This is a genomic window from Variovorax restrictus (assembly GCF_051216715.1).
Taxonomy (GTDB): domain Bacteria; phylum Pseudomonadota; class Gammaproteobacteria; order Burkholderiales; family Burkholderiaceae_C; genus Variovorax.
On the sequence record NZ_JBPJZH010000001.1, the window covers coordinates 1,248,094 to 1,271,661 of the forward strand.

Below are 23,568 nucleotides of genomic sequence, written 5' to 3' on the forward strand. Positions count from 1 at the left end.
ACGGGTCGTGTGGCAAGGCGGCCAGGTGGGCGCCGGGTTCAGTCGATCAGGGCTCCATTCTCATGGAAAGGATACGGCCCCTCGAAATCGCCCGAGGCCGCCAGGTGCGTGACCAGCCGTTGCCCGTCCCAGGCATGCACCCGGAAGCCGGGTGGTTCGAGCATCCACGCGGACGGCGCGGCCGGGTCGAGGTCCAGCGCCACCTGGTGGCCGGGCGCCGGCGAGGTCGACGCGATGGTGCCGCCGAAGCGCACGTCGATGGCGCGGTGCAGGTGGCCGCAGATCACGCGCTCGACGTTCGGGTGACGCGCGACCAGCGCTTCGAGTTCGGCGGCGCCTTCGAGCAGCCCGATGTCGTCCATGTGGCCGATCAGCGTGCGGAAGGGCGGGTGGTGCATGGCGATGACGACCGGCTCGTGACTGCACGCGTCGAGCTGCGCGGCGAGCCAGTCGAGGCGTTCGGCATCGAGCGTGCCGTGGCTGTGGCCGGGCACGCAGGTGTCGAGCGTGAGCAACCGGATAGCGCCGACCTTCACGCTGTATTGCACGAAGCTGCCGCTGTCGCCCAGGTAGGTGTGCGCAGGGAAGCTGCGGCGTAGCTGGTCGCGGTCGTCGTGGTTGCCGGGCATCAGGTAGATCGGCATGGTCAGCGGCGCCAACAGCTCGGCCATGTGCGCGTACTCGGCCGCGCGGCCGAAGTCGCTCAGGTCGCCGGTGATGACCACCGCATCGGGCGCCTGGCGCAGGCGCAGCACGCTCTGCACGGCGCGTTTCAGGTAGGGCGCGGTGTCGATGCGGCCATAGGCCAGCCGGCCCGGCTCGCGGATGTGGAGGTCGGTGAGTTGAACGAGAAAGTTGGTGGTCATGCGACAGCCTCTTGCGAGGTCATGAGACGTTCGGTCGGGATGCGCACACCGATCTCGTCGCCCACCTGGAAGCGCGTGTCGCGTGCCGCGTCGACCAGCAGGCTCGGCTGGCCCGCGGTGCGCAGCCGCAACTGCACCCTGTCGCCGAGGAAGGTGCGCTGCTCGACGGCGCCGATGCCCCAGCCGGCCTGACCGGCCGGACCGATCTGGACGTCTTCGGGGCGCACGAGCAGCGTGGGGTGGTTCATCCAGGCGGCAGGGCATGCCATGCTCGTGCCGCCGACGAACACCACGCCGCGTGCGATGGCTTCGGGCGTGCGTTCCAGCCGGTTCACCCGGCCCAGGAACTCGGCCACGAAGGGATGGGCGGGTGCGCGGTACAGGTCTTCGCCGCGGCCGATCTGCACGATGCGCCCGGCCCGCATCACGGCCAGCCGGTCGGCGATGGCCATCGCTTCCTGCTGGTCGTGCGTGACGTGCACGGCCGTGATGTGCAGGCGGCGCAGCAGCTCGGCCAGCTCGTCGCGCAGCGACTCCTTGAGCTTGGCGTCGAGCGCGGCCAGCGGCTCGTCGAGCAGCAGCACGCGCGGGCGCACCGCCACCGCACGTGCCAGGGCCACGCGCTGCCGCTGGCCGCCGGAGAGTTCGCTGGGCCGCTTGTTCTCGAGCCCGGTGAGGCGCGTGAGGTCGACCAGTTCGCCGACCACATGCTTCTCTTCGGATGCCGCGACGCCGCGAATGCGCAGCCCGTAGCCGATGTTGGCGGCCACGCTCATCTGCGGGAACAGCGCGTAGCTCTGGAACACCATGCCCACGCCGCGCTGCTCGACCGGCTTGTGCGTGACGTCCTGGTCGCCGAAGCGGATGGTGCCGCCGTCGTCGAGCGTCTCGAGCCCGGCGATCAGGCGCAGCAGCGTGGTCTTGCCGCAGCCCGAGGGGCCGAGCAGCGCGAGCACTTCGCCCGGCTCCACGTGCAGGGTCGTCGATTGCAGGCCGCGCGTGCCGTCGGCGTAGGTTTTGGCGACGTTGTCGATGTCGACGGGGATGCGTTCAAGTTCCATGGCGTTTCTGCAGGAGATGGGCGAGGGACTGCAAGCCCCACAGCACCGGGAGGATGACGATGAAGAAGACCAGCGTGTAGGCCGAGCCCACCTCCAGCCGCATCGAGGCGTAGCTGTCGGCCAGGCCGACGGGCAGCGTGCGCGTGAGCGGCGTGTGCAGCATCCAGGTCAGGTTGAATTCGCCGACCGAGAGCGTGAAGACCATCAGGCTGCCCGCCACGATGGCCGGGAACACGGCCGGCACCAGGATGCCCATGAAGCGCTGGCGAAAGCTGGCGCCCAGCGTGCGCGCCGCTTCTTCCAATGCGACGAGGTCATGGCGCTGGAAGGCCGAGGCCACGGTGCGCACCATGAAGGGCAGCGTGAAGATGATGTGTCCAACCAGGATGAAGGCGAAGCTCTGGCGGAAGGCGCTGATCTGCCCGTAGGCCAGGATCAGCGCCAGCGCGGTCGCCAGGCCCGGCACCGCGACCGGCAGCGTCAGCAGCTCCTCGAAGATGCGCGCGGCGCGCGAGCGGCTGCGCGCCAGCGCATAGGCGCACGGCACGCCGAGCACGATGGTGCAAGCGACGCAGATGAATGCCAGCGCCAGCGACCAGCCGACCGTGCCGCCGTAGACCTCCCACACCTCGCTGAGCCAGCGCGTCGTGAGCCCGCTCTTCAGGCCCACGCTGTAGTTGTTGACCAGGCCGGCCATCACCGACAGCAGCATCGGGGAGATCATGAAGAAGCTGACGAGCGCGGTGATCGCGAAGAGGAAGGGCGCCCGGGTGGTTGTGTGTGATCGCATGCGTCCTCCGTTCAGCGCACCGCGGGGCTACCGCCAAAGTGGCGAGCCAGGAACAGCACGGCCCAGGTCACCACGCCCAGCGCGATCGACAGCGACGCGGCCAGCGCGAAGTTGGCGTAGTTGGTGAACTCGTTGTAGATGGTGATCGGGATCACCTCGAACTTGCTCGCCAGCGTGAAGGCGGTGCCGAAGGCGCCCATCGAGGTCGCGAACAAAATCGCGCCGCACGCGAGCGTGGTCGGCGCCAGCTCGGGCAGCCACACGTCGCGCACCACGCGCAGCCGCGAAGCGCCGAGCGAACGCGCGGCTTCCTCCAGCTGCAGGTTCATCGATTCGGCCGCCGCCGCATAGGTCGCGATGGCGCGCGGCAGCGAGAAATACAGGTAGGCCAGGAACAGGCCGAGCAGGCCATACGCGAAGGTGATGCGTTCGCCGGTGAGCGCATCCGAGATGTCTGCCACCACGCCCTGCCGACCGCCCAGCAGGATCACGAAGAAGCCGATGATCACGCCGGGAAAGGACAGCGGCAGCGTCAGCAGCGACAGCAGCACGCGCTTGCCGACGAAGTCGCGCCGCGCCAGGTACACGCCGACCGCGCCGCCGAGGACCAGCGTGGCCAGCGTCACGCCGAGCGACAGCAGCACCGTGTTGAGCATGCTCTGCAGGTAGCGGCCGTCGGTGAGCACGGCGAAGTAGGTGGCCCAGCCTTTCTCTGCCGGCAGCGCCAGCAGGCGCAGCACCGGCAGCAGCCAGAACATCAGGAAGAAGGCGGCGGCCGGCGCTGCGCAGCCGAGCAGCAGCCAGCGCTGGCCGGACTTCAACGCACGTCCTTCAGGTAGCTGTCGGAGAAGGCGCGTTGCGCGGCGGCCATGCGGCCGTAGTCGACCGTCTTGGCCCGCTTGTACTCGGCGGCGGGCAGGAACTGCGCCTCGACGTCCTTGGGCATCGCGCCGGCACGCACCGGGCGCAGGTAGGCCTTGGCCCAGATCGCCTGGCCTTCATCGGACAGCACGAAGTCGAGCACCTTCTTGGCGTCGGCGGAATGCGGCGCGTTGGCCACCATGCTCATCACGTAGGGCACGACGACGGTGCCTTCGGCCGGGATCACGAAGGCGACGTTGGCCTTGTCCTTGTACTTGGCGCGGTAGGCGTTGAAGTCGTAGTCGAGCAGGATCGCGATCTCACCCGACAGCACGCGCGCATACGAGGTCTGCTTGGGCACGATCGGCTCGTTCTTCTGCAGCGCCTTGAAGTAGTCGATGGCCGGGCCGAAGTTGTCGAGCGTGCCGCCGCGCGCCTCATTGACCGCCACTGCGCCGACGTAGCCGACGAAGGCCGAGGCCGGGTCGAGGTAGCCGATCAGGCCCTTGTACTCGGGCTTGAGCAGGTCGGCCCACGACTTCGGAATCGGCTTGCCCTTGAGCGCATCGACGTTGACCATGAAGCCGAGCGTGCCGGAATGGATCGTGAACCAGTGGCCCGCCGGGTCCTTCAGGCCATCGGGGATGTCCTTCCAGTTGGCGGGCCGGTAGGGGGCGACCACGCCGTCCTTCTGCGCCTGGATGGCGAAGGTGACGCCGAGGTAGGTCACGTCGGCCACCGGGCTGGCCTTCTCGGCGGTGAGCTGGGCCAGCGACTGGCCGGAGTTCTTGTTGTCCGGCGGCACGGTGACGCCGGTCTTGGCCTTGATGGCGCGCAGCTGCGTGCCCCAGTCGGCCCATTCGGTCGGGCAGTTGTAGCAAATGGCGGTCTGCGCCAAGGTGACGCTGGCGGCAGCGAGGCCGGCGGCCAGCACGCCGAGGCGGGCGATGCGTTTCAGGGTGAGTGACATGGAAAGCTCCTGGGTTGGAAGAGATCGTTGGGAAGAAAGGGACGGGGAGATCAGGTGGCCGCCGCCGCGCACGACTCGCCTTCGCGGAAGGCGTGTGGCAGCAGCAGGCTGGCGTCGGCACGGGGCACGACGCCGTCGGCCAGCGCCTTCACCAGCAGCTCGACGCTGTGGCGACCGATGTCGTGGTTGGGCTGCATCACGGTGCTCAGCGCGGGCGTCAGGTCCTGGCCCAGCGCGATGCCATCGAAGCCGACCACGGCCAGGTCCTGCGGCACGCGCAGGCCGTCGAGCGACGCGGCGCGGATGCTGCGGATGGCCAGCAGGTCGTTCGAGCAGAACAGGGCGGTGGGCCGCGGCGTCTGCGCGAGGTAGTGGCGAAGCGCGTCGACCGCGGTCTCGACGAAGGGCACCTCGAGCACCGGCGGTGCCGCCAGGCCGGCGGCCTTCATGCCGTGCAGGTAGCCGCGGTAGCGCTGCTGCGCCCGGTCGGACGCGGCCATGGTGCCGGTCACCATCGCGATGCGCCGATGGCCGAGCCCCACCAGCCGCGCCACCACCTCGGCGGAGGCGCCTTCGCTGTCGACCGACACGCAGGGGTGCGACGCGTGCCTGTTGTAGGCCAGCACGTAGGGCACGGCGTTGGCGCGCAGGCGTTCGAGCGCCTGCGAGGTCGTCGGGTTCGACACCACCAGGATCATCCCGTCGACGTTGCCCGCGAGCAGCTGGCTCACGGCGCGCTCTTCCTCGGCGAGCTGGTAGTCGGTGGTCACCGGCACGATCGCGTAGCCGCTTGCCGCTGCTGCCTGCGCGATGCCTTGCAGGCATTCGGCGAAGGTTGGGTTCAGCAGTGTGGGCAGCACGACCCCGAGCACCCGGCTGCGCTGGGTGCGCAGCGTGCGGGCGCTGGCGTTGGCCACGTAGCCGAGCTCCGCCGCCACGCGCTCCACCAGCGCGCGCGTGGCGGGCGCCACCTTGTCGGGGAAATTGAACGCGCGCGACACCGTGGCGACGGACACGCCGGCGCGTTGGGCAACGATCTGGATGTTCATCGTGGGCATCGGGACGGCTTCATGTAATCGATTACATTGGAGCGCGTCAGTGTGACGCCGTGATGACTCAAAAAAAACCGCGTTAACCCTGGGAGGTCAACGCGGTTGTCAGTTTGAGCGGGAGGCGGGTGCGGGCTACTTGCCGCGCCGTACGCGCCGGACCTCGTCGAGGATCAGGCAGATCGCACCGACGGTGATGGCGCTGTCGGCCACGTTGAAGGCGGGAAAGTGGCTGTTGCCGATGTGGAAGTCGAGAAAGTCGACGACGTAGCCGTGCATCATGCGGTCGACCACGTTGCCGATGGCGCCGCCCAGGATGCAGGCCATCGCGAAGCTGAACAGCTTCTGCCCCGGGTGCGACTTGAGCATCCAGACGATGAAGATCGCCGCCGCCACGCCGATGCCGGTGAACAGCCAGCGCTGCCAGCCCGAATGGTCGGCCAGGAACGAGAAGGCCGCACCGGTGTTGTGGGCCCGCACGATGTTGAAGAAGCTCGTGACGTAGGTCGCGTCGCCGAGCCGGTAGTAGCCGAGGATCAGCGTCTTGGTGAACTGGTCGAGGATGAACAGGACCAGCGCCAGGCCGAGCCAGGGCCAGATGCCGGCACCGGACGACGACAGCTTGCGGGTGGTGGCGGTGCGGGCCATCAGGCGACGCTCCGCGCTTCGCCCGCGCCGTAGAGGTTGGTGGTGCAGCGGCCGCAGATCGTCGGGTGGGCTGGGTCGTGGCCGACATCGGCGCGGTAGTGCCAGCAGCGCTCGCACTTGGTGTCGGTGCTGGGTGTGATCACCGTGGCGGCGGCGTCGCCGGCCAGCAGCTCGATCGCCGAGGTGATGAAGACGAACTTCAGGTCGTCGCCCAGCGACGCCAGCAGCGCATGGTCTTCCGGCAGCACCGTGAGCGCGACGTTGGCCTGCAGCGACGAGCCGACCTGGCCGGTGCCGCGCACCGCCTCGATCTCCTTGTTCACGCCGTCGCGGATCTCGCGGATGCGCGTCCACTTGGCCAGCAGGCCGTCGTCCGGCATGCCGAGGTCGCTGTAGACCTGCGTGAAGATCGAGTCGCCCGGCTGGCCGGTGCCCACCAACTTCCACGCCTCCTCGGCCGTGAAGCTGAGGAAGGGCGCCATCCAGCGCAGCATCGCCTGCGTGATGTGCCAGAGCGCGGTCTGGGCGCTGCGGCGCGCGTGGGAGCCGGGCGCGGTCGTGTAGAGCCGGTCCTTCAGCACGTCGAGGTAGAAGCCACCGAGGTCTTCCGAGCAGTAGAGCTGAAGCTTGGCGACCACCGGGTGGAACTCGTACACCTTGTAGTGCGCCAGCACCTCGGCCTGGAACTGCGCCGCGCGGCTGAGCGCGTAGCGGTCGATCTCCAGCAACTGGTCGAGCGGCACCGCGTCCTTGGCGACATCGAAGTCGCTGGTGTTCGCCAGCAGGAAGCGCAGCGTGTTGCGGATGCGGCGATACGCATCGACCACGCGCGCGAGGATCTTGTCGTCGCCCGCGATGTCGCCCGAATAGTCGCTGGCCGCCACCCACAGGCGGATGATTTCCGCGCCCAGCTTCTTGCTGATTTCTTGCGGGTCGATGCCGTTGCCGAGCGACTTGCTCATCTTGCGGCCCTGGCTGTCGACCGTGAAGCCGTGCGTCAGCAGGCCGCGGTAGGGCGCGCGGCCTTCGAGGGCTGAGGCCAGCAGCAGGGAAGAGTGGAACCACCCGCGGTGCTGGTCGTGGCCTTCGAGGTACAGGTCGGCCTCGGGGCCGGCGTCGTGGTGCACCGTGGGGTGCGTGCCGCGCAGCACATGCCAGAAGGTCGAGCCCGAGTCGAACCACACCTCCAGGATGTCGGTGCTCTTGGTGTAGCTCGGCGCGTCTTCGGCGCCGAGGATTTCCTCGGCGGTCACGCGGCTCCAGGCTTCGATGCCGCCTTGCTCCACAATGTCGGCGGCCTGGTCGAGGATCTCCATCGTGCGCGGGTGCAGCTCGCCCGAATCCTTGTGCAGGAAGAACGGGATCGGCACGCCCCAGCTGCGCTGGCGCGAGATGCACCAGTCGGGCCGGTTGGCGATCATGTCGTGCAGGCGCGCCTTGCCGTTCTCCGGGTAGAAGTGCGTCTTCTCGATGGCTTCGAGCGCGGTCTGGCGCAGCGTCTGCGGCGCCTTGTCCTTGGTGAACACGCCTTCGCCTTCGTCCATGCGGATGAACCACTGCGCCGCGGCGCGGTAGATCACCGGCGTCTTGTGGCGCCAGCAGTGCGGGTAGCTGTGGGTGATGCCTTCGGTGGCCACCAGGCGGTTCGCATCACGCAGCGCGGCGATGATCTCCGGCACGGCCTTCCAGATGTGCTGTCCGCCGAACAGCGGGAAGTCCGGCGCGTACGTGCCGTTGCCCTGCACCGGGTTCAGGATGTCGTCGTAGGCCATGCCGTGCGCGACGCAGGAGTTGAAGTCGTCCACGCCGTAGGCGGGCGAGGAGTGCACCAGGCCGGTACCGTCGGTGGCGGTGGCGTAGTCGGCCAGGTAGACCGGCGCCAGGCGCTTGTAGCCCTGCACCCCGTTCTCGTCCGCGACGTCGTACAGCGGATGCTCGAACTCGAGCCCGCCCAGCGCCTCGCCCTTGACGGTGGCCAGCACCTTGCCGTCGAGTGCGTAGCGGTTCATGCACATCTCGACCAGCGAGGTGGCGAGGATCAGCAGGCCACGCTCCGTGTCGACGAGCGAATACTCCAGCTCGGGGTTCAGGTTGATCGCCTGGTTGGCCGGGATGGTCCACGCGGTGGTGGTCCAGATGACGGCGAAGATGTCGCCCAGCACGTCGGGGCGGCCGAAGGCGGCCAGCACCTTCTCGCGCTCGTGGGCCTTGAAGGCCACGTCGAGCGTCTGCGACTTCTTGTCGGCGTACTCGATCTCGAACTCGGCCAGCGACGAGCCGCAGTCGAAGCACCAGTACACCGGCTTCAGGCCACGGTAGACGAAGCCGCGCTCGATCACGCGCTTGAAGGCGCGCAGCTCGCCGGCCTCGTTCGCGAAGTCCATCGTCTTGTACGGGTGGTCCCACTCGCCCAGCACGCCCAGGCGCTGGAAGTCGACCATCTGCTGGGCGATCTGCTCGGTCGCGAAGGCGCGGCTCTTGGCCTGCATGTCGTCGCGGCTGAGGTTGCGGCCGTACTTCTTCTCGATGGCGTTCTCGATCGGCAGGCCATGGCAGTCCCAGCCCGGCACGTAGAGCGCGTCGAAGCCCTCCAGCTGCCGCGCCTTGGTGATCATGTCCTTCAGGATCTTGTTGACGGCGTGACCCATGTGGATCTGGCCGTTGGCGTAGGGCGGGCCGTCGTGCAGGATGAACTTGGGCGCGCCGACGCGCGCATCACGCAGCCGCTTGTAGAGGCCCTGGTCTTCCCATTCCTTGACCCAGCCCGGCTCGCGCTTGGCCATGTCGCCGCGCATCGGGAAGGGGGTGTCGGGCAGGTTGAGGGTGGCGCGGTAGTCAGTGCCGCCTTCGGGTTTTTTGTCAGACATGGGGTTTCCGGAAGTCTGCGCTGCCCTGGCAGCGCGCGAGGAATCGAAGGGTGCGTGCGGCGCCGGTGATGGCGACGCGGGACGCGAGGAAGTGGCGAAGGAGCGGGATCGGCTTCCCGCCCTAAATTCGGTCGCGCGTGGTCTGACGGTGGGTGGAAGCGAAGAACGCACGTGCGTCGCGGCCATCCTTGGCGATCCCTGCGGTGAGGGCTTCGAGGCTGGTGTAGCGCAATTCGTCGTGCAGTTTGTGCAGCAGTTCCACGCGAACGATTTTACCGTAGGCCCCTTCGGCGCCGAGTTCGGCGGGCCAATCCAGGCAGTGCGTCTCCAGCAGCACGCGGCCGGCATTCACGTCGTTGGCGTCCAGCGACGGCCGCACGCCGAGGTTCGCGACACCCTTGAGCGGCTTCGGCGTCAGCCCGTGTACCAGCACGGCGAAGATGCCGCTGGCCGCCGGCTTCCAGTGCTTGAAGCGCAGGTTGAACGTGCGGAAGCCGTCGTCCTTGCCCGGCGCCGAAGCCCCCAGCGCGCGGCCCAGCTTGCGGCCGTGCACCACGTGGCCCGAGATGGCGTAGGGCCGGCCCAGCAGCGCGTGGGCGTCGGCCATGCGGCCGTCGGCGAGCGCCTCGCGCACCGCCGAACTGGAGACGCGCAGATTCTTCACTTCGTAGCTGTTCATGCGGGCCACGTCGAAGCCGTGCGCCTCGCCGGCCGCATCGAGCATCGCGTAGTCGCCCGCGCGCTTGGCGCCGAAGCGGAAGTCGTCGCCCACCAGCACGTAGCGCGCGCCCAGGCCGTCGCGCAGCACGTGCTGGATGAACTCGTCGGGCGTCTGGGCGGCGAGCCGGGCGTCGAAAGGCAGCACGATGGTCTGCGCCACGCCGCAATCGGCCAACTCGCTGAGCTTGTCGCGCAGGGTGCCGATGCGCGCCGGGGCGAGTTCCGGCCGCTTGTTCACCGCCGCGAAGTAGTCGCGGGGATGCGGCTCGAAGGTGAGCACGCAGCTGGGCAGCCCACGCTGGCGCGCCTCGGTGGCGAGCAGCGCCAGCATGGCCTGGTGGCCCCGGTGCACGCCGTCGAAATTGCCGATGGTCAGGGCGCAGGCCGGAGCCACGCCGGGATGCCGAAACCCGCGAAAAACCTGCATGGATCGATCTGTTTTTGATAGCGCTGCATGCCCATGGAATGGGCAGGACAGGCCTGTTTGTCACAAAGCCGGTATATTGTGACGCAGTGCGTTGTGGCGCGCGGTCCTTCGGTCGCGCAGCGGCGCACAGGTCTCTCCGTGTTCTTCCCTTGTTTTCGAGGAGGCGTGTGTGAAGGTCTTGAAGCTGTCGGCCCAAGGGCTGCCCCAGTCGTGGATTTCGCTGGAAGAAGCGGTGCTCCACTATGCGGCGGACGAAGTGCGCTGGGAGGTCGGCGCGCAGGTGGCGGTGTTCCGCGGCGGGTACAACGCGGTGACGGGAATGCAATCGCAGATCGCGATCAACAGCATCATCGGCACCAAGGGCGTGCCGCGCATCAACCCTTTCACGCAGCGGCCGGGCCTCACCAACGGCAAGCTGTTCGCCCGCGACCGCAACATCTGCGCCTACTGCGGCTGCCACTTCCACGAAGACGAACTCACGCGCGAACACATCATTCCCTTCGCGCAGAAGGGCATCGACACGTGGATGAACGTCGTCACCGCCTGCAAGCCGTGCAACCACCGCAAGAGCAGCCGCACGCCCGAGCAGGCAAACATGCCGCTGCTGTACACGCCCTACGTGCCCAGCCTGTGGGAAGACTTCATCCTGCGCAACCGCCGCATCCTGGCGGATCAGATGGAGTTTTTGATGGCGCATCTGCCGCAGAGTTCGCGGCTGCACGGATAGCCGCCGGCGGTTTCAGTACGTCAGTTCGAGCACGCTGACGTGGCCTTGCGCCAGCGGCCAGCTGAGGCCGGCCAGACGTTCGCCATTGAAATCGGCCGTGACGCTGCGCTGCGCATCGACCGGCAACTTCAGCTTCGAACTCGAGACGCCCGCACCCCGCGGGGGCACGCCGGGCAGCGTGTTCTGGCCATCGAAGCGCATGGTGTCACGCTGCGCGTCGAAGTAGCCGCGCGGCCGCGTGAAGATCACGAGGGCCTTGGCGTCCTGATCGGCTGCGGCGATGCGCTCGGGCCGCAGGTTGACGACGCTGCTCGAACGCGGGAAGGGCGAGCGGTAGATGTGTGTCGTCGCATAGCCGGGCGCGCTCACGACGAACTCGTAACCCGTGCCGGCTTCGGCGACGAACGGCCCCCAGCGTCCGTCGCTGCCGACGGCACGGTCCCACACCGCCGCGCCGCGCCGTGCGCCGGTGTCGCGCTCGATGGCGAACACGGTCACGCGCGCCCCGGCGATCGGCAGGTTGTTGGCGAAGTTGCCGCTGGCCGGCCTCAGCGGGTCGAGACCCAGACCCGTCACGCGACCCGACAGCGCGATCACCGATTCCGGCGCTGGTTGCAGCGTGCGTGGCGCTTCGCCGGTGAGAAAGCGCCACATGGCGTCGAAGGCGGCGGACGAGAACGCCGTCTCGCGGTGGTCGGCGCGCGGCAGCACGAGGTTGGTCGCGCCCTTGAGTGCCGGCCCGTCGTAGCCAACGTTCGTCGGCTTGCCCGGTGCGCCGATCCAGGTGCCTTCGGGCTGCGCGTACTTGTCGTTGCTGTCGGAACGCAGCGTGAGCCAGCGCACGCCCGGCGTGACCTCGTCACCGTTCGGTCCCTTCGACGTGTTGAGCTGCTTCAGGAAGGGTGACAGCGCCGAGAACTCGCTGCCCTCGTTGAAGCCCGGGATCGACCAGATGCCGTGCGCCGGATTGCCGCCGAGCACGACATGGCTCACCACGCGGTCGCCGCCACCGTTCTGCACGTAGTGGCGGATCGTGTTGCCGCCGCGCGAGTTGCCGATGAGGATCAGCTTTGCGGCGCCGGTGGCCTGCAGCACGCGCTCGACCTCCGCTTTCAGGAAAGCCATCGACTCCGCCGTGGAACTGCGGCCGGGCTGCGCGACCGCGTCGTTGTCGCGCGCGAGCGGCATCGGCTGGTCGAAGGCGAAGAGGCGCTCGCGCGGCCAGCCGTTCGATTCGAAGCGCCAGATCGTCGTCTGCCACAGCGCCGCCGAGTCGCCGTTGCCGTGCACGAAGACGATGGGTGGGCGCTGGGTGGTTGACGGCGTCACGGCACAGGCGGCAAGCAGGGGGGTGGAGAGGCCGGCGGCCAGGAGCTTGCGTCGGGTGGTCATTGTGCGGAAATCCTCTCGATGAAAAACGCCCGCCAGCGCAATGCGGGCGGGCGTGGTGCTTCGGGCGTGACGCTCAGGCGAAGACGCCGGCGGTCTCCTCCATTCGGTTCGAGACCTCGCCCAGGTGATGCAGCGTGTCCCCGAAGGTCATCTCCATCTGGGTCAGGCGCTTGAAGTAATGGCTCACGATGTACTCATCGGTCACCCCGATGCCGCCGTGCAACTGCACCGCGTTCTGGCCGACGAAGCGCATCGAGACGCCCAGCTGGTACTTGGCGCGCGCCATCGCCTGCCGGCGTTCGGCGGCAGGCGCGTTGAGCTTGAGACTGGCGTAGTAGCTCATCGAACGTGCCAGCTCCAGCTGCATCTTCATGTCGGCCACGCGATGGCGCAGTGCCTGGAAGCTGGCGATGGTCACGCCGAACTGCTTGCGCGTGTTCATGTACTCGACGGTCACAGCCAGGGTCTTGTCCATCACGCCCACGGCTTCGGCGCAGACGGCAGCGATGCCGATGTCGACCGCATGCTCGAGGGCCGTGAGGCCGTCGAGCGTGACCAGCACGGCCGCCGCCTTGTCGAACACGACTTCGGCTGCACGGCCGCCGTCCTGTGTGCCGTAGCCGCGTGCGGCGACACCATCGGCACTGCGCTCGACCAGGAACATCGCGATCTTGCCGTCGACCGTGGCGGGCACGAGGTAGGCGTCGGCCTGGTCGCCGGCGGGCACGACGCTCTTGATGCCCGAGACGGTCCAGCCGTCGGCAGCCTTCGCGGCCTGGGCCTCGCACACGTCGAGCCGGCAGCGCGCCTTGCGTTCCTGCTGGGCCAGCACGACCAGTGCCTCCCCGCCAGCGATGCGCGGCAGCCAGGCGGCCTTCAAATCGGCGCCCGCGTACCCGCTGAGCACGCCGCTGGCGATCAGCGTCTGCGCGAAGGGCTCGAGCACGATGCCGCGCCCCAGTTCTTCCATCACCACCATGCCGGCCACCGGCCCCATGCCGAGGCCGCCGTCGTCTTCCGAGATGTAGAGGCCGCCGAGGCCCAGCTCGGACAGTTCGTCCCACGCCTCGCGCGAGAAGCCGCCGGCGGCTTCGATGCCGCGGCGGCGCTCGAAGTCATAGCCCTTGTCGACCCACTTGCGGACGGCGTCGCGCAGCTGTTCCTGATCGTCGGAGAAATTGAAGTCCATGTCTTGTCTCCTTAGCCCAGCACCGTCTGGGCGACGATGTTGCGTTGCACTTCGTTGGAGCCACCGTAGATGGTGGTCTTGCGCATGTTGAAGTAGTTCGATGCGAGCGGTGCCAGGCCGACGTGGCCGCCGGGGAAGTCGCCTTGCCAGCCGGCATGCATCGCTTCGCGGATCAGCGGCAGCGAATAGGCGCCACCGGCGAGCATCATCAGCTCGGTGTAACGCTGCTGGATCTCGCTGCCCTTGATCTTGAGCAGGCCGGCGACGTCGAGCGTGTTCTTGCCCGAGGCGGCGGCAGACAGCACGCGCAGCACCATCATCTCCAGCGCGACCACGTCGACTTCGAGCTTGGCGATCTCGTCGCGGAAGCGCATGTCGTCCCACAGGCCTTCGGTCTTGGCGATGCGCTTGAGGCGCTCGAGCTCGCGCTTGGCGCGGTTCACGTCGGCGATGTTGGTGCGCTCGTGCGAGAGCAGGTGCTTGGCGTAGGTCCAGCCCTTGTTCTCCTCGCCGATCAGGTTCTCGGCCGGCACCTCCACGTTGTCGAACCAGACCTCGTTCACCTCGACACTGCCGTCGAGCAGCTTGATCGGGCGCACCGTGACACCAGGCGATTTCATGTCGAGCAGCAGGAAGCTGATGCCGGTCTGCGGCTTGCCTTCGCTGCTGGTGCGCACAAGGTTGAACATCCAGTCGCCGTACTGGCCGAGCGTGGTCCAGGTCTTCTGGCCGTTGACGATGTACTTGTCGCCCTGGCGCTCGGCCTTGGTCTTGAGCGACGCCAGGTCGGAGCCCGAGCCAGGCTCGCTGTAGCCCTGGCTCCACCAGACTTCACCGCTGGCGATGCCAGGCAGAAAGCGCTGGTGCTGCTCGGGCGTACCGAAGGCCTGGATCACCGGCGCGACCATCACCGGGCCGAAGGGCACGATGCGCGGCGCGCCGGCCAGCGCGGTTTCTTCCTCGAAAAGGTGGCGCTGCACGGCGGTCCAGCCGGGGCCGCCGAATTCCTTGGGCCAGCCGTAACCCAGCCAGCCCTTCTTGCCAAGGATCTTGGCCCAATTCTGCAGATCGTCGCGCGTCAGTTCGAGCGCGTTGTGCACCTTGTGGGAAATCTCGCTGGGGAGGTTTTCCTTGACCCAGGCGCGAATCTCTTCGCGGAACGTCTGTTCCTCGGGTGTGAAGCTCAAATCCATGCGTGCCTCGCTGTGTTGGTCCGTCGCCGCGAGGGAAGCGGCGTGTCTCCGGAGACCGACTTTTTAGCACGGTCGTGCGCTCGGGAGGTGTCTGCGCTGCGACATGGCGCCGACGTCGCCAGGGCGTTTTCGGGGCGTCGCGGCCCGCGGATAATCCCGCCTCCCATGAAGAACATCGTGATCCTGATTTCCGGCGAAGGCTCCAACATGGCGGCCATCGTGCGTGCCGCGGAACAGGGGCGGTGGGCCGAGCGTTTCGATGCGCGCGTCGCCGCTGTGCTGAGCAACCGCCCCGAAGCTGCCGGCCTGACCTTCGCGCGCGAACGCGGCATCGCCACCGCGGCCATCTCGCACAAGGACTTCGCGACCCGGGAGGCCTTCGATGCGGCACTGGCGGCGGCCATCGAGCCGCATGCGCCGGCGCTGGTCGTGCTGGCCGGCTTCATGCGCATCCTGACGCCGGGCTTCGTCGAGCGCTACGCGGGGCGCCTGATCAACATCCATCCGTCGCTGCTGCCGGCATTTCCGGGGCTGAACACGCACCAGCGGGCGATTGAAGCCGGCTGCCGGGTGGCCGGTGCCACGGTGCATCAGGTCACGGTCGAGCTCGACCATGGGCCGATCCTCGATCAGGCGGTGGTGCCGGTGATCGCCGACGACACGCCAGCCACGCTGGCCGAGCGCGTGCTGACGCAGGAGCATCGGCTGTATCCGCGCGCCATCGAGGGTTGGCTGCGACGCGGCTGAGCGACGCGAGCCGGTTCAGACCTTGCGAAAGCGCGGCTGCACCACGCCGTCGATGTCGACCGTCTCCAGGAACATGGCCGCCGGGCGCACCCAGAGGCCGCGCTGGCCGTAGAGCGCGCGATAGAGCGTCATCGGCTCCAGCGTCTCGCTGTGCCGCACCGTGTCGACGACTTCGTACTCGCCGCCCTTGTAGTGGCGGTACAGGCCGGGCGGGGTTTCGATCAGGGGTGGGAGGTCGTCGTCGTTCATGGGCGGGAGGCTCGGAAAAAGGTGATCGGCATTCTCGGGCAGGGCATCGCGGGCGCGGCTGAGACAATCGGGGCATGCATCCCAAAGTTTTGTTGGAGGCCTGCGCCGATCTGGTCAGCCTCGTCCTAAAGTTCGATCACCCGGCCGATCAGGTCGTCTCCCGTTTCTTTCGCGACCACCGCGAACTCGGCCCGCGCGAGCGGGCGACCCTCGCCGAGACCGTCTACACCGTGCTTCGCAAGAAGCTGCTGTTCGATCACCTGTCGCCTTCGGGCACGGGTTCGAAGGAGCGGCGCATGGCGATCCTGGGCTTCTACGGCCCGCGCGACTTCTTGAAGAGCGCCCTCAACGACGTGGAAAAGCGCTGGCTCGACAACTGCGACGCCGTGCTGCCAGCCGACCTGCTGGAGCGTCACCGCCACAACCTGCCCGAATGGCTGGTGGCGCCGCTCAAGGCGCAACTGGGCGACGAATTTTGGGCGCTGGCCGAGAGCCTGCAGCAGCCGGCGCCGCTGGACCTGCGGGTGAACGCGCTGCACGACAAGCGCGCCGACGTCCAGAAGGAACTCGCAAAGGTGTCGATCAAGGCCGTACCCACGCCGTTCTCGCCATGGGGTCTGCGCATCGACGGCAAGCCGGCGCTGACCAAGCTCGACGCGTTCACGCGCGGTGCCATCGAGGTGCAGGACGAGGGCTCCCAACTGCTGGCCCTGCTGCTGGACGCCAAACGCGGCGAGATGGTGGTCGATTTCTGCGCCGGCGCGGGCGGCAAGACGCTGGCGATCGGCGCCACCATGCGCAGCACCGGCCGGCTCTACGCCTTCGACACCTCGGCGCACCGGCTCGACGCCCTCAAGCCGAGGCTGGCGCGCAGCAAGCTGTCGAACGTGCACCCGGCGGCGATCGCGCATGAACGGGATGACCGCGTGAAGCGGCTCGCCGGCAAGATCGACCGGGTGCTGGTCGACGCGCCGTGCTCGGGCCTGGGCACGCTGCGGCGCAACCCCGACCTGAAATGGCGGCAGTCGCCCAAGTCGGTGGAAGAACTGACCGCCAAGCAGACGGCGATCCTGCAGAGCGCGGCGCGGCTGGTGAAGAGCGGCGGTCGGCTCGTCTACGCGACCTGCAGCGTGCTGCCGGAGGAGAACGAGGCCATCGCCGAAGCCTTTTCGGCGGCGAACCCGGACTTCGAACTGCAAGACGCCGGCCCCTTGCTAACGGGGCTGAAGGTGGAGGGGGCCGAAGGCCTCTGCGCGGGCGGCGAGGGCGCGCGCTATCTGCGCCTCTGGCCGCACCGGCACGCCACCGATGGCTTCTTTGCGGCCGTGTGGAACCGGAAGTAGGCGAACGACTCCAAACTGAGGGAAAACGCCTGCCCCATCAAGGATTTGACCCTCTTTTTCAGGGGGCGGCCTTAAAATTGCAGGTTACCTGGAGGCTGCACCTTCGTGCGGCCATGGAGTATCGAACTCAATGTTGCTTCCTGACTCGGCCGTTCTGAGCGCGGCCATCGACTGGCTCGGCCACGGCTTGTGGAACATCGCATGGTGGGAGATCGTGTTGTACACGCTCGTGACCACGCACATCACGATTGCTGCGGTCACGATCTTCCTGCACCGCACGCAGACGCACCGGGCTATGGATCTCGGTCCAATTCCGTCGCATTTCTTCCGCTTCTGGCTGTGGCTGGGCACGGGCATGGTGACCAAGGAATGGGTTGCCATCCACCGCAAGCACCACGCCAAGTGCGAGACCGAGGAAGACCCGCACAGCCCCCAGGTCAAGGGCCTCGACGAAGTCATGTGGCGCGGTGCCGAGCTGTATCGCAAGGAGTCGAAGAACAAGGACACGGTCGAGCGTTTCGGCCATGGCACGCCTGACGACTGGATCGAGCGCAACCTGTATTCGCGTTTCAGCTGGCAGGGTGTGGGCCTGATGCTGGTGATCAATCTCGCGCTGTTCGGTGCCGCAGGCGCCGCCGTGTGGGCCGTGCAGATGCTCTGGATCCCGTTCTGGGCGGCCGGCGTGGTCAACGGCATCGGCCACTTCTGGGGCTATCGCAACTTCGAGGCGACCGACGCCAGCACCAACCTGATCCCTTGGGGCATCATCATTGGCGGTGAAGAGTTGCACAACAACCACCACACGTATCCGACGTCGGCCAAGTTCTCGGTCAAGAAGTACGAGTTCGACATCGGCTGGGTCTACATCAGCCTGATGCAGAAAATCGGCTGGGCCAAGGTCAAGAAGCTGCCGCCGAAACTGCTGATGGGCGACGTGAAACCGGTGGCGGACGAGAAGACGCTCGAGGCGCTGATCGCCAACCGCTACGAAGTGATGGCCGGCTACGCCCGCGAAATGCGCCGTACCACGCACCATGAGCTGGAAGCGCTCAAGGCCAAGGGCGCCGACCTGTCGGTCCTGAAAGCTGCCAAGCGCTGGCTGCACCGCGACGACGACAAGGTTCCAGCAGCGGCGCGCACGCACATCGTTCAGGCGCGTGCCGCGCACCCGGTGCTCGACAAGATGGTGACGATGCGCGAAGAGCTGCGCCAGCTGTGGCTCAACACCTCGCATTCCCGCGAGCAACTGGCGGCTGATCTGGCAGCTTGGTGCCGCCGCGCAGAAGAGAGCGGTATTGCCGGGCTGCGCGAGTTTTCGACCCGCCTCCGGGCTGCTCGCGCCTGACGCTGCGGTCCGCCACGCCATGCCGGCTTCGGCCGGACCAACAAAAAACCGACCCTGGGGTCGGTTTTTTTGTGGCCGCTGCGATCGCAGTTTCTGAGAATCGACGGTCAACGTCCAGGCAATAAAAAAGCCTGCTGAACCAGCAGGCTTTCCCGGGGCATCGCGCTGAATTACTTCAGCTTGATTTCCTTGTATTCGACGTGCTTGCGCGCCTTTGGGTCGAACTTCATGATCGACATCTTTTCAGGCATCGTCTTCTTGTTCTTGCTGGTCGTGTAGAAATGGCCGGTACCCGCGGTGGATTCCAGCTTGATCTTCTCGCGTCCGCCTTTGCTCGTTGCCATGATGATGTTCCTTAAGCTTGGCCGCGTGCGCGCAGGTCTGCGAGCACGGCATCGATGCCGTTCTTGTCGATCAGGCGCAGTGCAGCGCTCGAAACACGCAGGCGAACCCAGCGGTTTTCGGTCTCGACCCAGAAACGACGGTATTGCAGGTTCGGCAGGAACCGGCGCTTGGTTTTGTTGTTGGCGTGGGAAACATTGTTCCCGACCATCGGGCCCTTGCCCGTGACGTCACATACGCGTGCCATGTGGACACTTCTTTCATAAACAGCTGGCATCCGAGGAGCCCATGGCGCACAGCCTGAGGGCTTTCGCGACAGGGTGTCGCGGGATGTTTTGCAGCTTGACCTCGCCAGAAACGGGTGGCGGTACCCCGGCTGCCGGTCGGCCTTCAAAAGGCTGCGATTTCGGCAAAGCCTTGGATTATAGCCCCAACGTCTATTTCGCCGCCACCGAGAGGGTGTAGTGTCGACGAACGGCGTCACTCTTGCTCGAGGAATCGCTGGGCGTCGAGGGCGGCCATGCAGCCGGTGCCCGCGCTGGTGATGGCCTGGCGATAGATGTGATCCTGCACATCGCCCGCGGCGAAAACGCCGGGCACGCTCGTCATCGTCGCGAAGCCCTGGAGCCCCGACTTGGTGACGATGTAGCCGTCTTTCATTTCAAGTTTGCCCTGGAAGATGTCGGTGTTGGGGTGGTGCCCAATGGCGATGAAGCAGCCCTTGAGGTCGATCTGCTCGGTGGTGCCGTCGTCCGTGCTTTTCAGCCGGATGCCGGTCACGCCCGAATCGTCGCCCAGCACTTCGTCGAGCACCTTGTGCGTCTTCAGGACGATCTTGCCTTCGGCCACCTTCTCGTTGAGTTTGTCGACCAGGATCGGCTCGGCCTTGAACTTGTCGCGCCGATGTACGAGCGTGACCTTGCTCGCGATATTCGACAGATACAGGGCCTCTTCGACCGCCGTGTTGCCGCCGCCGACGACGCAGACTTCCTGCTCGCGGTAGAAAAAGCCGTCGCAGGTGGCGCAGCCGGAGACGCCTCGGCCCATGAAATGCTGCTCGGAGTCGAGGCCCAGATACTTGGCCGAGGCGCCGGTCGCGATGATGAGCGTGTCGCACGTGTAGGTGCTGTCGCCTTTGAGCGTGAAGGGGCGCTGGCTGAAGTCGACTTCGCTGATGTGGTCGAAGACGATCTGGGTCTTGAAGCGCTCCGCGTGCTCCAGGAAGCGCTGCATCAGCTCGGGGCCCTGCACGCCGTGCACGTCGGCGGGCCAGTTGTCGACCTCGGTGGTGGTCATGAGTTGTCCCCCTTGCGCCATGCCGGTGATCAGCAGAGGCTGCAGGTTGGCGCGCGCGGCATAGACTGCAGCCGTGTAACCGGCGGGACCCGAGCCGAGAATGAGGACCTTGGCGTGTTGTATTGAGGACATAGATGGAAAACCTGTCGTTTTTCGTGTATCAGGGTGTACATTTTCAGGGGTGATTGCCGCTGAGTATCACCGTTCGGGTCCGCTCCGGGAGGGGACGTTTTCAATACGTGCGATTGTATGAATCCATGAAGGATCGACTCGCGCGTTATCGGGGATTGATAAATGTCGATGCTGTCCAACCTTGAATTGCTGCGCCGCGTACCTTTGTTCGCCGCGCTGACACCCACCCAGTCGGCCAGCATTGCCGACGCAATTGTCAAAAAGCGTTTCAAGCGCGCGGAAGTGATCGTGGAGCAGGGCAAGAAGACCGACGCTCTCTACATCATCCTCACCGGCCGCGCCCGCGTGATGAGCACCGACAGCCGCGGTCGCGAAGTGATCCTGGCGACGCTCCAGCCGGGCGATTACATCGGCGAGATGAGCCTGATCGACGACGAGCCGCACTCGGCCACCGTCCGCACCGAAATCCAGACCGACGTCCTCATGCTCGACCGCGATGCCTTCTCGCGTTGCCTGCCTGAGAACTCGTCGATGTCGTACAACATCATGCGCGGCCTGGTGCAGCGCCTGCGCCACGCCGACCGCAAGATCGAATCGCTGGCGCTGATGGACGTCTATGGCCGTGTCGCACGCTCGCTGATCGAGTTCGCGGTGGACGACGGCCAGGGCAACCTGAAAATCCGCGACAAGATCTCCCGCCAAGACCTCGCCAAGATGGTCGGCGCTTCGCGCGAAATGGTGAGCCGCGTCATGAAGGACCTGGAAGAGCGCGGTTTCGTTCAGACACAAGCCGATGGTTCGATGCTCGTCAAGGAGCGACTCTCGTCGCTGGCCTGACGCCGCGGCGGGCCAGCACGCCCGCCGGCCTTTGCGCAAACGCCACGCCCGGTGGCGGCCTGTGCCGTTTTCCGTTGTAGTCTCCATGCGCCCACGGTTCTTTTCGACCGTCGGGGCCTTGCGCTGCCCATGACCTATTCCTTGAACACACTCCAGTCCTCGACCGCGGGCGACCCGCCGGTGCGCGTGCGCGCCTTACGCTTCGCACACGAAATCACCCTGATCGCCGGCTTCGTCGTGCTGATGTTCTGGCTGATCGCCATGCTGAGCTTCACCCCGTCGGACGCGGCCTGGTCGACCTCGGGCACGGGCGGCGAGGTGAAGAACTGGGGCGGCCGCATCGGCGCCTGGATCTCCGACGGCAGTTATTTCCTCGGTGGCTATTCGATCTGGTGGGCGCTTGCCGCAGGCCTGCGCGTGTGGCTGTCGTCGCTCGCCGGATGGCTGCGCGGGGGCGAGGCCGGCGGTGCATCTGCTTCTGCGCCTCAAGGGCGCTTCAACCGCAGCCGGCTCGCCTTCTGGTTCGGCCTCGTGATCCTGTTGTGCGCCAGCGCCATGCTCGAATGGTCGCGTCTGTACCGCCTCGAATTCCGGCTGCCCGGCCACGGCGGTGGCGTGCTCGGGTATTTCGTCGGCCCACTGAGCGTCAAGTGGATGGGCTTCACCGGCTCGGCGCTGATCGCGATCGCCGGCGGTGTGATCGGCTCGGCGCTGGTGTTTCGTTTTTCGTGGAGCCACATCGCCGAACGCATCGGCGCCCGCGTCTATTCGCTGTTCGAGTCGCGCCGCGAAAAGCGCGAGATCGCCGAAGACATCGCGCTGGGGCGGCAGGCCGCACGTGAGCGCGAAGAGGTCGGCTTCACGGAGGAGCGCGACAGCGCACCGATGCCGGTCGACGACACGCTGCCGCCCGAGCCGCGACTCAAGCGCCGGGCGCCGCCGCCGCCGCCGGTGCAGATCGAGCCGGCGCTGGCGGAGGTGCCGAAGAGCGACCGTGTCGTCAAGGAGCGCCAGAAGCCGTTGTTCAAGGAGTTGCCCGACAGCAAGCTGCCGCAGGTCGACCTGCTCGACGCGGCGCAGCTGCGCCAGGAGACCGTCTCGAGCGACACGCTCGAGATGACCTCGCGCATGATCGAGAAGAAGTTGAAGGACTTCGGCGTGCAGGTGCGCGTGGTGCTGGCGTCCCCCGGCCCCGTGATCACCCGCTACGAGATCGAGCCCGCCACCGGTGTGAAGGGTTCGCAGATCGTCGGTCTGGCGAAGGACCTGGCGCGTTCGCTGTCGCTGGTGTCGATCCGCGTGGTGGAGACCATTCCCGGCAAGAACTTCATGGCGCTCGAGTTGCCCAATGCCAAGCGGCAGTCGATCAAGCTCAGTGAAATCTTGGGCTCGCAGGTTTACAACGAAGGCAAGTCCTTCCTGACTATGGGCCTGGGCAAGGACATCATCGGCAACCCGGTGGTGGCCGACCTCGCCAAGATGCCGCACGTGCTGGTGGCCGGCACCACCGGCTCGGGCAAGTCGGTCGGTATCAACGCGATGATCCTGAGCCTGCTCTACAAGGCCGAGGCGCGCGACGTGCGCCTGCTCATGATCGACCCGAAGATGCTCGAAATGTCGGTGTACGAGGGCATTCCGCACCTGCTGGCGCCCGTGGTCACCGACATGCGGCAGGCGGCGCACGGCCTGACCTGGTGCGTCGCCGAGATGGAGCGCCGCTACAAGCTGATGAGCAAGCTGGGCGTGCGCAACCTGGCGGGCTACAACCAGAAGATCGACGAGGCCAAGGCGCGCGAGGAGTTCATCTACAACCCCTTCAGCCTGACGCCGGACGACCCCGAGCCGCTGCGTCGCGAGCCGCACATCGTGGTGGTCATCGACGAGCTGGCCGACCTGATGATGGTGGTCGGCAAGAAGATCGAAGAGCTCATCGCCCGCCTGGCGCAGAAGGCGCGCGCCGCCGGCATTCACCTGATCCTGGCGACACAGCGGCCCAGCGTCGACGTGATCACCGGCCTGATCAAGGCCAACATCCCGACCCGCATCGCCTTCCAGGTGTCCAGCAAGATCGACTCGCGGACCATCCTCGACCAGATGGGCGCCGAGGCCCTGCTGGGCATGGGTGACATGCTTTACATGCCGAGTGGTACGGGCTTGCCAATCCGCGTGCATGGTGCGTTCGTGAGCGACGAGGAAGTGCATCGCGTGGTGGCCTACCTCAAGAGCCAGGGCGAGCCGGACTACATCGAGGGCGTGCTCGAAGGCGGAACCGTCGACGGCGACGGCGATCTACTGGGGGACGGTGGCGGCGACGCCGAGAAAGACCCGATGTACGACCAGGCGGTCGAAGTCGTGCTCAAGAACCGCAAGGCCAGCATTTCGCTGGTGCAACGCCACCTGAAGATCGGCTACAACCGCGCGGCGCGGCTGGTCGAGGACATGGAAAAAGCCGGGCTGGTCAGCGCCATGAGCGGCGCGGGCCAGCGCGAAATTCTGGTGCCCGCGCGCACCGAATGA

General features: G+C 66.8%; 22 protein-coding genes. 6 read left to right on the forward strand and 16 right to left on the reverse strand.

Features of this window, described 5'->3' with window-relative positions:
- Positions 1 to 38 precede the first annotated feature (38 nt).
- The 9 genes from ACSFA0_RS05875 to ACSFA0_RS05915 all read right to left on the reverse strand — a co-directional run bounded on the left by ACSFA0_RS05875 (position 39) and on the right by ACSFA0_RS05915 (position 10,259).
- Positions 39 to 866 (reverse strand): phosphodiesterase, encoded by an 828-nt coding sequence (locus tag ACSFA0_RS05875; protein ID WP_435449281.1) that lies wholly within the window; start codon positions 864 to 866, stop codon positions 39 to 41.
- Positions 863 to 1,927 carry an ABC transporter ATP-binding protein gene (locus tag ACSFA0_RS05880; protein ID WP_435449282.1) on the reverse strand — a complete coding sequence of 355 codons (1,065 nt, stop codon included), beginning with the start codon at positions 1,925 to 1,927 and terminating at the stop codon, positions 863 to 865. The genes ACSFA0_RS05875 and ACSFA0_RS05880 overlap by 4 nt, the downstream gene beginning before the upstream one ends.
- Positions 1,917 to 2,717, reverse strand: a complete 801-nt coding sequence (locus tag ACSFA0_RS05885; RefSeq protein WP_435449283.1) for an ABC transporter permease — start codon at positions 2,715 to 2,717, stop codon at positions 1,917 to 1,919. The genes ACSFA0_RS05880 and ACSFA0_RS05885 overlap by 11 nt, the downstream gene beginning before the upstream one ends.
- Positions 2,718 to 2,728: 11 nt before the next feature.
- The gene (locus ACSFA0_RS05890; protein WP_435449284.1) at positions 2,729 to 3,538 is read right to left on the reverse strand and encodes an ABC transporter permease; all 810 of its coding nucleotides are present in this window, start codon (positions 3,536 to 3,538) and stop codon (positions 2,729 to 2,731) included.
- The gene (locus tag ACSFA0_RS05895) at positions 3,535 to 4,548 is read right to left on the reverse strand and encodes an ABC transporter substrate-binding protein (RefSeq protein ID WP_435449285.1); all 1,014 of its coding nucleotides are present in this window, start codon (positions 4,546 to 4,548) and stop codon (positions 3,535 to 3,537) included. The genes ACSFA0_RS05890 and ACSFA0_RS05895 overlap by 4 nt, the downstream gene beginning before the upstream one ends.
- A 50-nt stretch (positions 4,549 to 4,598) precedes the next feature.
- Positions 4,599 to 5,597, reverse strand: a complete 999-nt coding sequence (locus tag ACSFA0_RS05900) for a LacI family DNA-binding transcriptional regulator (protein ID WP_435450903.1) — start codon at positions 5,595 to 5,597, stop codon at positions 4,599 to 4,601.
- 135 nt (positions 5,598 to 5,732) lie between these two features.
- Complete coding sequence (lspA, locus tag ACSFA0_RS05905) at positions 5,733 to 6,245, reverse strand: signal peptidase II (protein ID WP_435449286.1); 513 nt, start codon at positions 6,243 to 6,245, stop codon at positions 5,733 to 5,735.
- A complete protein-coding gene (gene ileS, locus ACSFA0_RS05910; RefSeq protein ID WP_435449287.1) occupies positions 6,245 to 9,112 on the reverse strand; it encodes an isoleucine--tRNA ligase in 2,868 nt (955 codons plus the stop codon). The genes lspA and ileS overlap by 1 nt, the downstream gene beginning before the upstream one ends.
- Positions 9,113 to 9,233: 121 nt before the next feature.
- Complete coding sequence (locus ACSFA0_RS05915) at positions 9,234 to 10,259, reverse strand: bifunctional riboflavin kinase/FAD synthetase (RefSeq protein ID WP_435449288.1); 1,026 nt, start codon at positions 10,257 to 10,259, stop codon at positions 9,234 to 9,236.
- 169 nt (positions 10,260 to 10,428) lie between these two features.
- On the opposite strand from ACSFA0_RS05915, the gene ACSFA0_RS05920 reads away from it, so the two are divergent.
- Positions 10,429 to 10,986: an HNH endonuclease gene (locus ACSFA0_RS05920; protein ID WP_435449289.1), complete on the forward strand. Its 558-nt coding sequence runs from the start codon at positions 10,429 to 10,431 to the stop codon at positions 10,984 to 10,986.
- Between the two features lie 12 nt (positions 10,987 to 10,998).
- Here ACSFA0_RS05920 and ACSFA0_RS05925 read toward each other — a convergent pair whose 3' ends face one another.
- The 3 genes from ACSFA0_RS05925 to ACSFA0_RS05935 form a co-directional block, all read right to left on the reverse strand.
- Positions 10,999 to 12,378 carry an alpha/beta fold hydrolase gene (locus tag ACSFA0_RS05925; RefSeq protein WP_435449290.1) on the reverse strand — a complete coding sequence of 460 codons (1,380 nt, stop codon included), beginning with the start codon at positions 12,376 to 12,378 and terminating at the stop codon, positions 10,999 to 11,001.
- 73 nt (positions 12,379 to 12,451) lie between these two features.
- The gene (locus tag ACSFA0_RS05930) at positions 12,452 to 13,567 is read right to left on the reverse strand and encodes an acyl-CoA dehydrogenase family protein (protein WP_435449291.1); all 1,116 of its coding nucleotides are present in this window, start codon (positions 13,565 to 13,567) and stop codon (positions 12,452 to 12,454) included.
- An 11-nt stretch (positions 13,568 to 13,578) separates the two neighbouring features.
- Positions 13,579 to 14,760 (reverse strand): acyl-CoA dehydrogenase family protein, encoded by a 1,182-nt coding sequence (locus tag ACSFA0_RS05935; protein ID WP_435449292.1) that lies wholly within the window; start codon positions 14,758 to 14,760, stop codon positions 13,579 to 13,581.
- Positions 14,761 to 14,925: 165 nt separating this feature from the next.
- Here ACSFA0_RS05935 and purN point away from each other — a divergent pair, with 165 nt between their 5' ends.
- On the forward strand, positions 14,926 to 15,507 hold the full coding sequence (purN, locus tag ACSFA0_RS05940) for a phosphoribosylglycinamide formyltransferase (RefSeq protein ID WP_435449293.1): 582 nt from the start codon (positions 14,926 to 14,928) through the stop codon (positions 15,505 to 15,507).
- Positions 15,508 to 15,522: 15 nt separating this feature from the next.
- Here purN and ACSFA0_RS05945 read toward each other — a convergent pair whose 3' ends face one another.
- On the reverse strand, positions 15,523 to 15,756 hold the full coding sequence (locus tag ACSFA0_RS05945) for a DUF1653 domain-containing protein (protein WP_435449294.1): 234 nt from the start codon (positions 15,754 to 15,756) through the stop codon (positions 15,523 to 15,525).
- Between the two features lie 74 nt (positions 15,757 to 15,830).
- Here ACSFA0_RS05945 and ACSFA0_RS05950 point away from each other — a divergent pair, with 74 nt between their 5' ends.
- The gene (locus tag ACSFA0_RS05950) at positions 15,831 to 17,099 is read left to right on the forward strand and encodes an RsmB/NOP family class I SAM-dependent RNA methyltransferase (protein WP_435449295.1); all 1,269 of its coding nucleotides are present in this window, start codon (positions 15,831 to 15,833) and stop codon (positions 17,097 to 17,099) included.
- A 130-nt stretch (positions 17,100 to 17,229) separates the two neighbouring features.
- Positions 17,230 to 18,444 carry a DesA family fatty acid desaturase gene (locus tag ACSFA0_RS05955; RefSeq protein ID WP_435449296.1) on the forward strand — a complete coding sequence of 405 codons (1,215 nt, stop codon included), beginning with the start codon at positions 17,230 to 17,232 and terminating at the stop codon, positions 18,442 to 18,444.
- A 170-nt stretch (positions 18,445 to 18,614) separates the two neighbouring features.
- Here ACSFA0_RS05955 and rpmG read toward each other — a convergent pair whose 3' ends face one another.
- The 3 genes from rpmG to trxB all read right to left on the reverse strand — a co-directional run bounded on the left by rpmG (position 18,615) and on the right by trxB (position 20,214).
- Complete coding sequence (rpmG, locus tag ACSFA0_RS05960) at positions 18,615 to 18,788, reverse strand: 50S ribosomal protein L33 (RefSeq protein ID WP_007830291.1); 174 nt, start codon at positions 18,786 to 18,788, stop codon at positions 18,615 to 18,617.
- An 11-nt stretch (positions 18,789 to 18,799) separates the two neighbouring features.
- On the reverse strand, positions 18,800 to 19,033 hold the full coding sequence (gene rpmB / locus ACSFA0_RS05965; RefSeq protein ID WP_007830293.1) for a 50S ribosomal protein L28: 234 nt from the start codon (positions 19,031 to 19,033) through the stop codon (positions 18,800 to 18,802).
- Between the two features lie 233 nt (positions 19,034 to 19,266).
- Positions 19,267 to 20,214, reverse strand: a complete 948-nt coding sequence (gene trxB, locus ACSFA0_RS05970; protein ID WP_435449297.1) for a thioredoxin-disulfide reductase — start codon at positions 20,212 to 20,214, stop codon at positions 19,267 to 19,269.
- Positions 20,215 to 20,376: 162 nt separating this feature from the next.
- Between trxB and ACSFA0_RS05975 the strand changes: the two genes are divergently transcribed.
- Both ACSFA0_RS05975 and ACSFA0_RS05980 read left to right on the forward strand, forming a co-directional pair.
- Positions 20,377 to 21,051, forward strand: coding sequence for a Crp/Fnr family transcriptional regulator (locus ACSFA0_RS05975; protein WP_435449298.1), 675 nt, complete (start codon positions 20,377 to 20,379; stop codon positions 21,049 to 21,051).
- Positions 21,052 to 21,180: 129 nt separating this feature from the next.
- Positions 21,181 to 23,568 (forward strand): DNA translocase FtsK, encoded by a 2,388-nt coding sequence (locus tag ACSFA0_RS05980; protein WP_435449299.1) that lies wholly within the window; start codon positions 21,181 to 21,183, stop codon positions 23,566 to 23,568.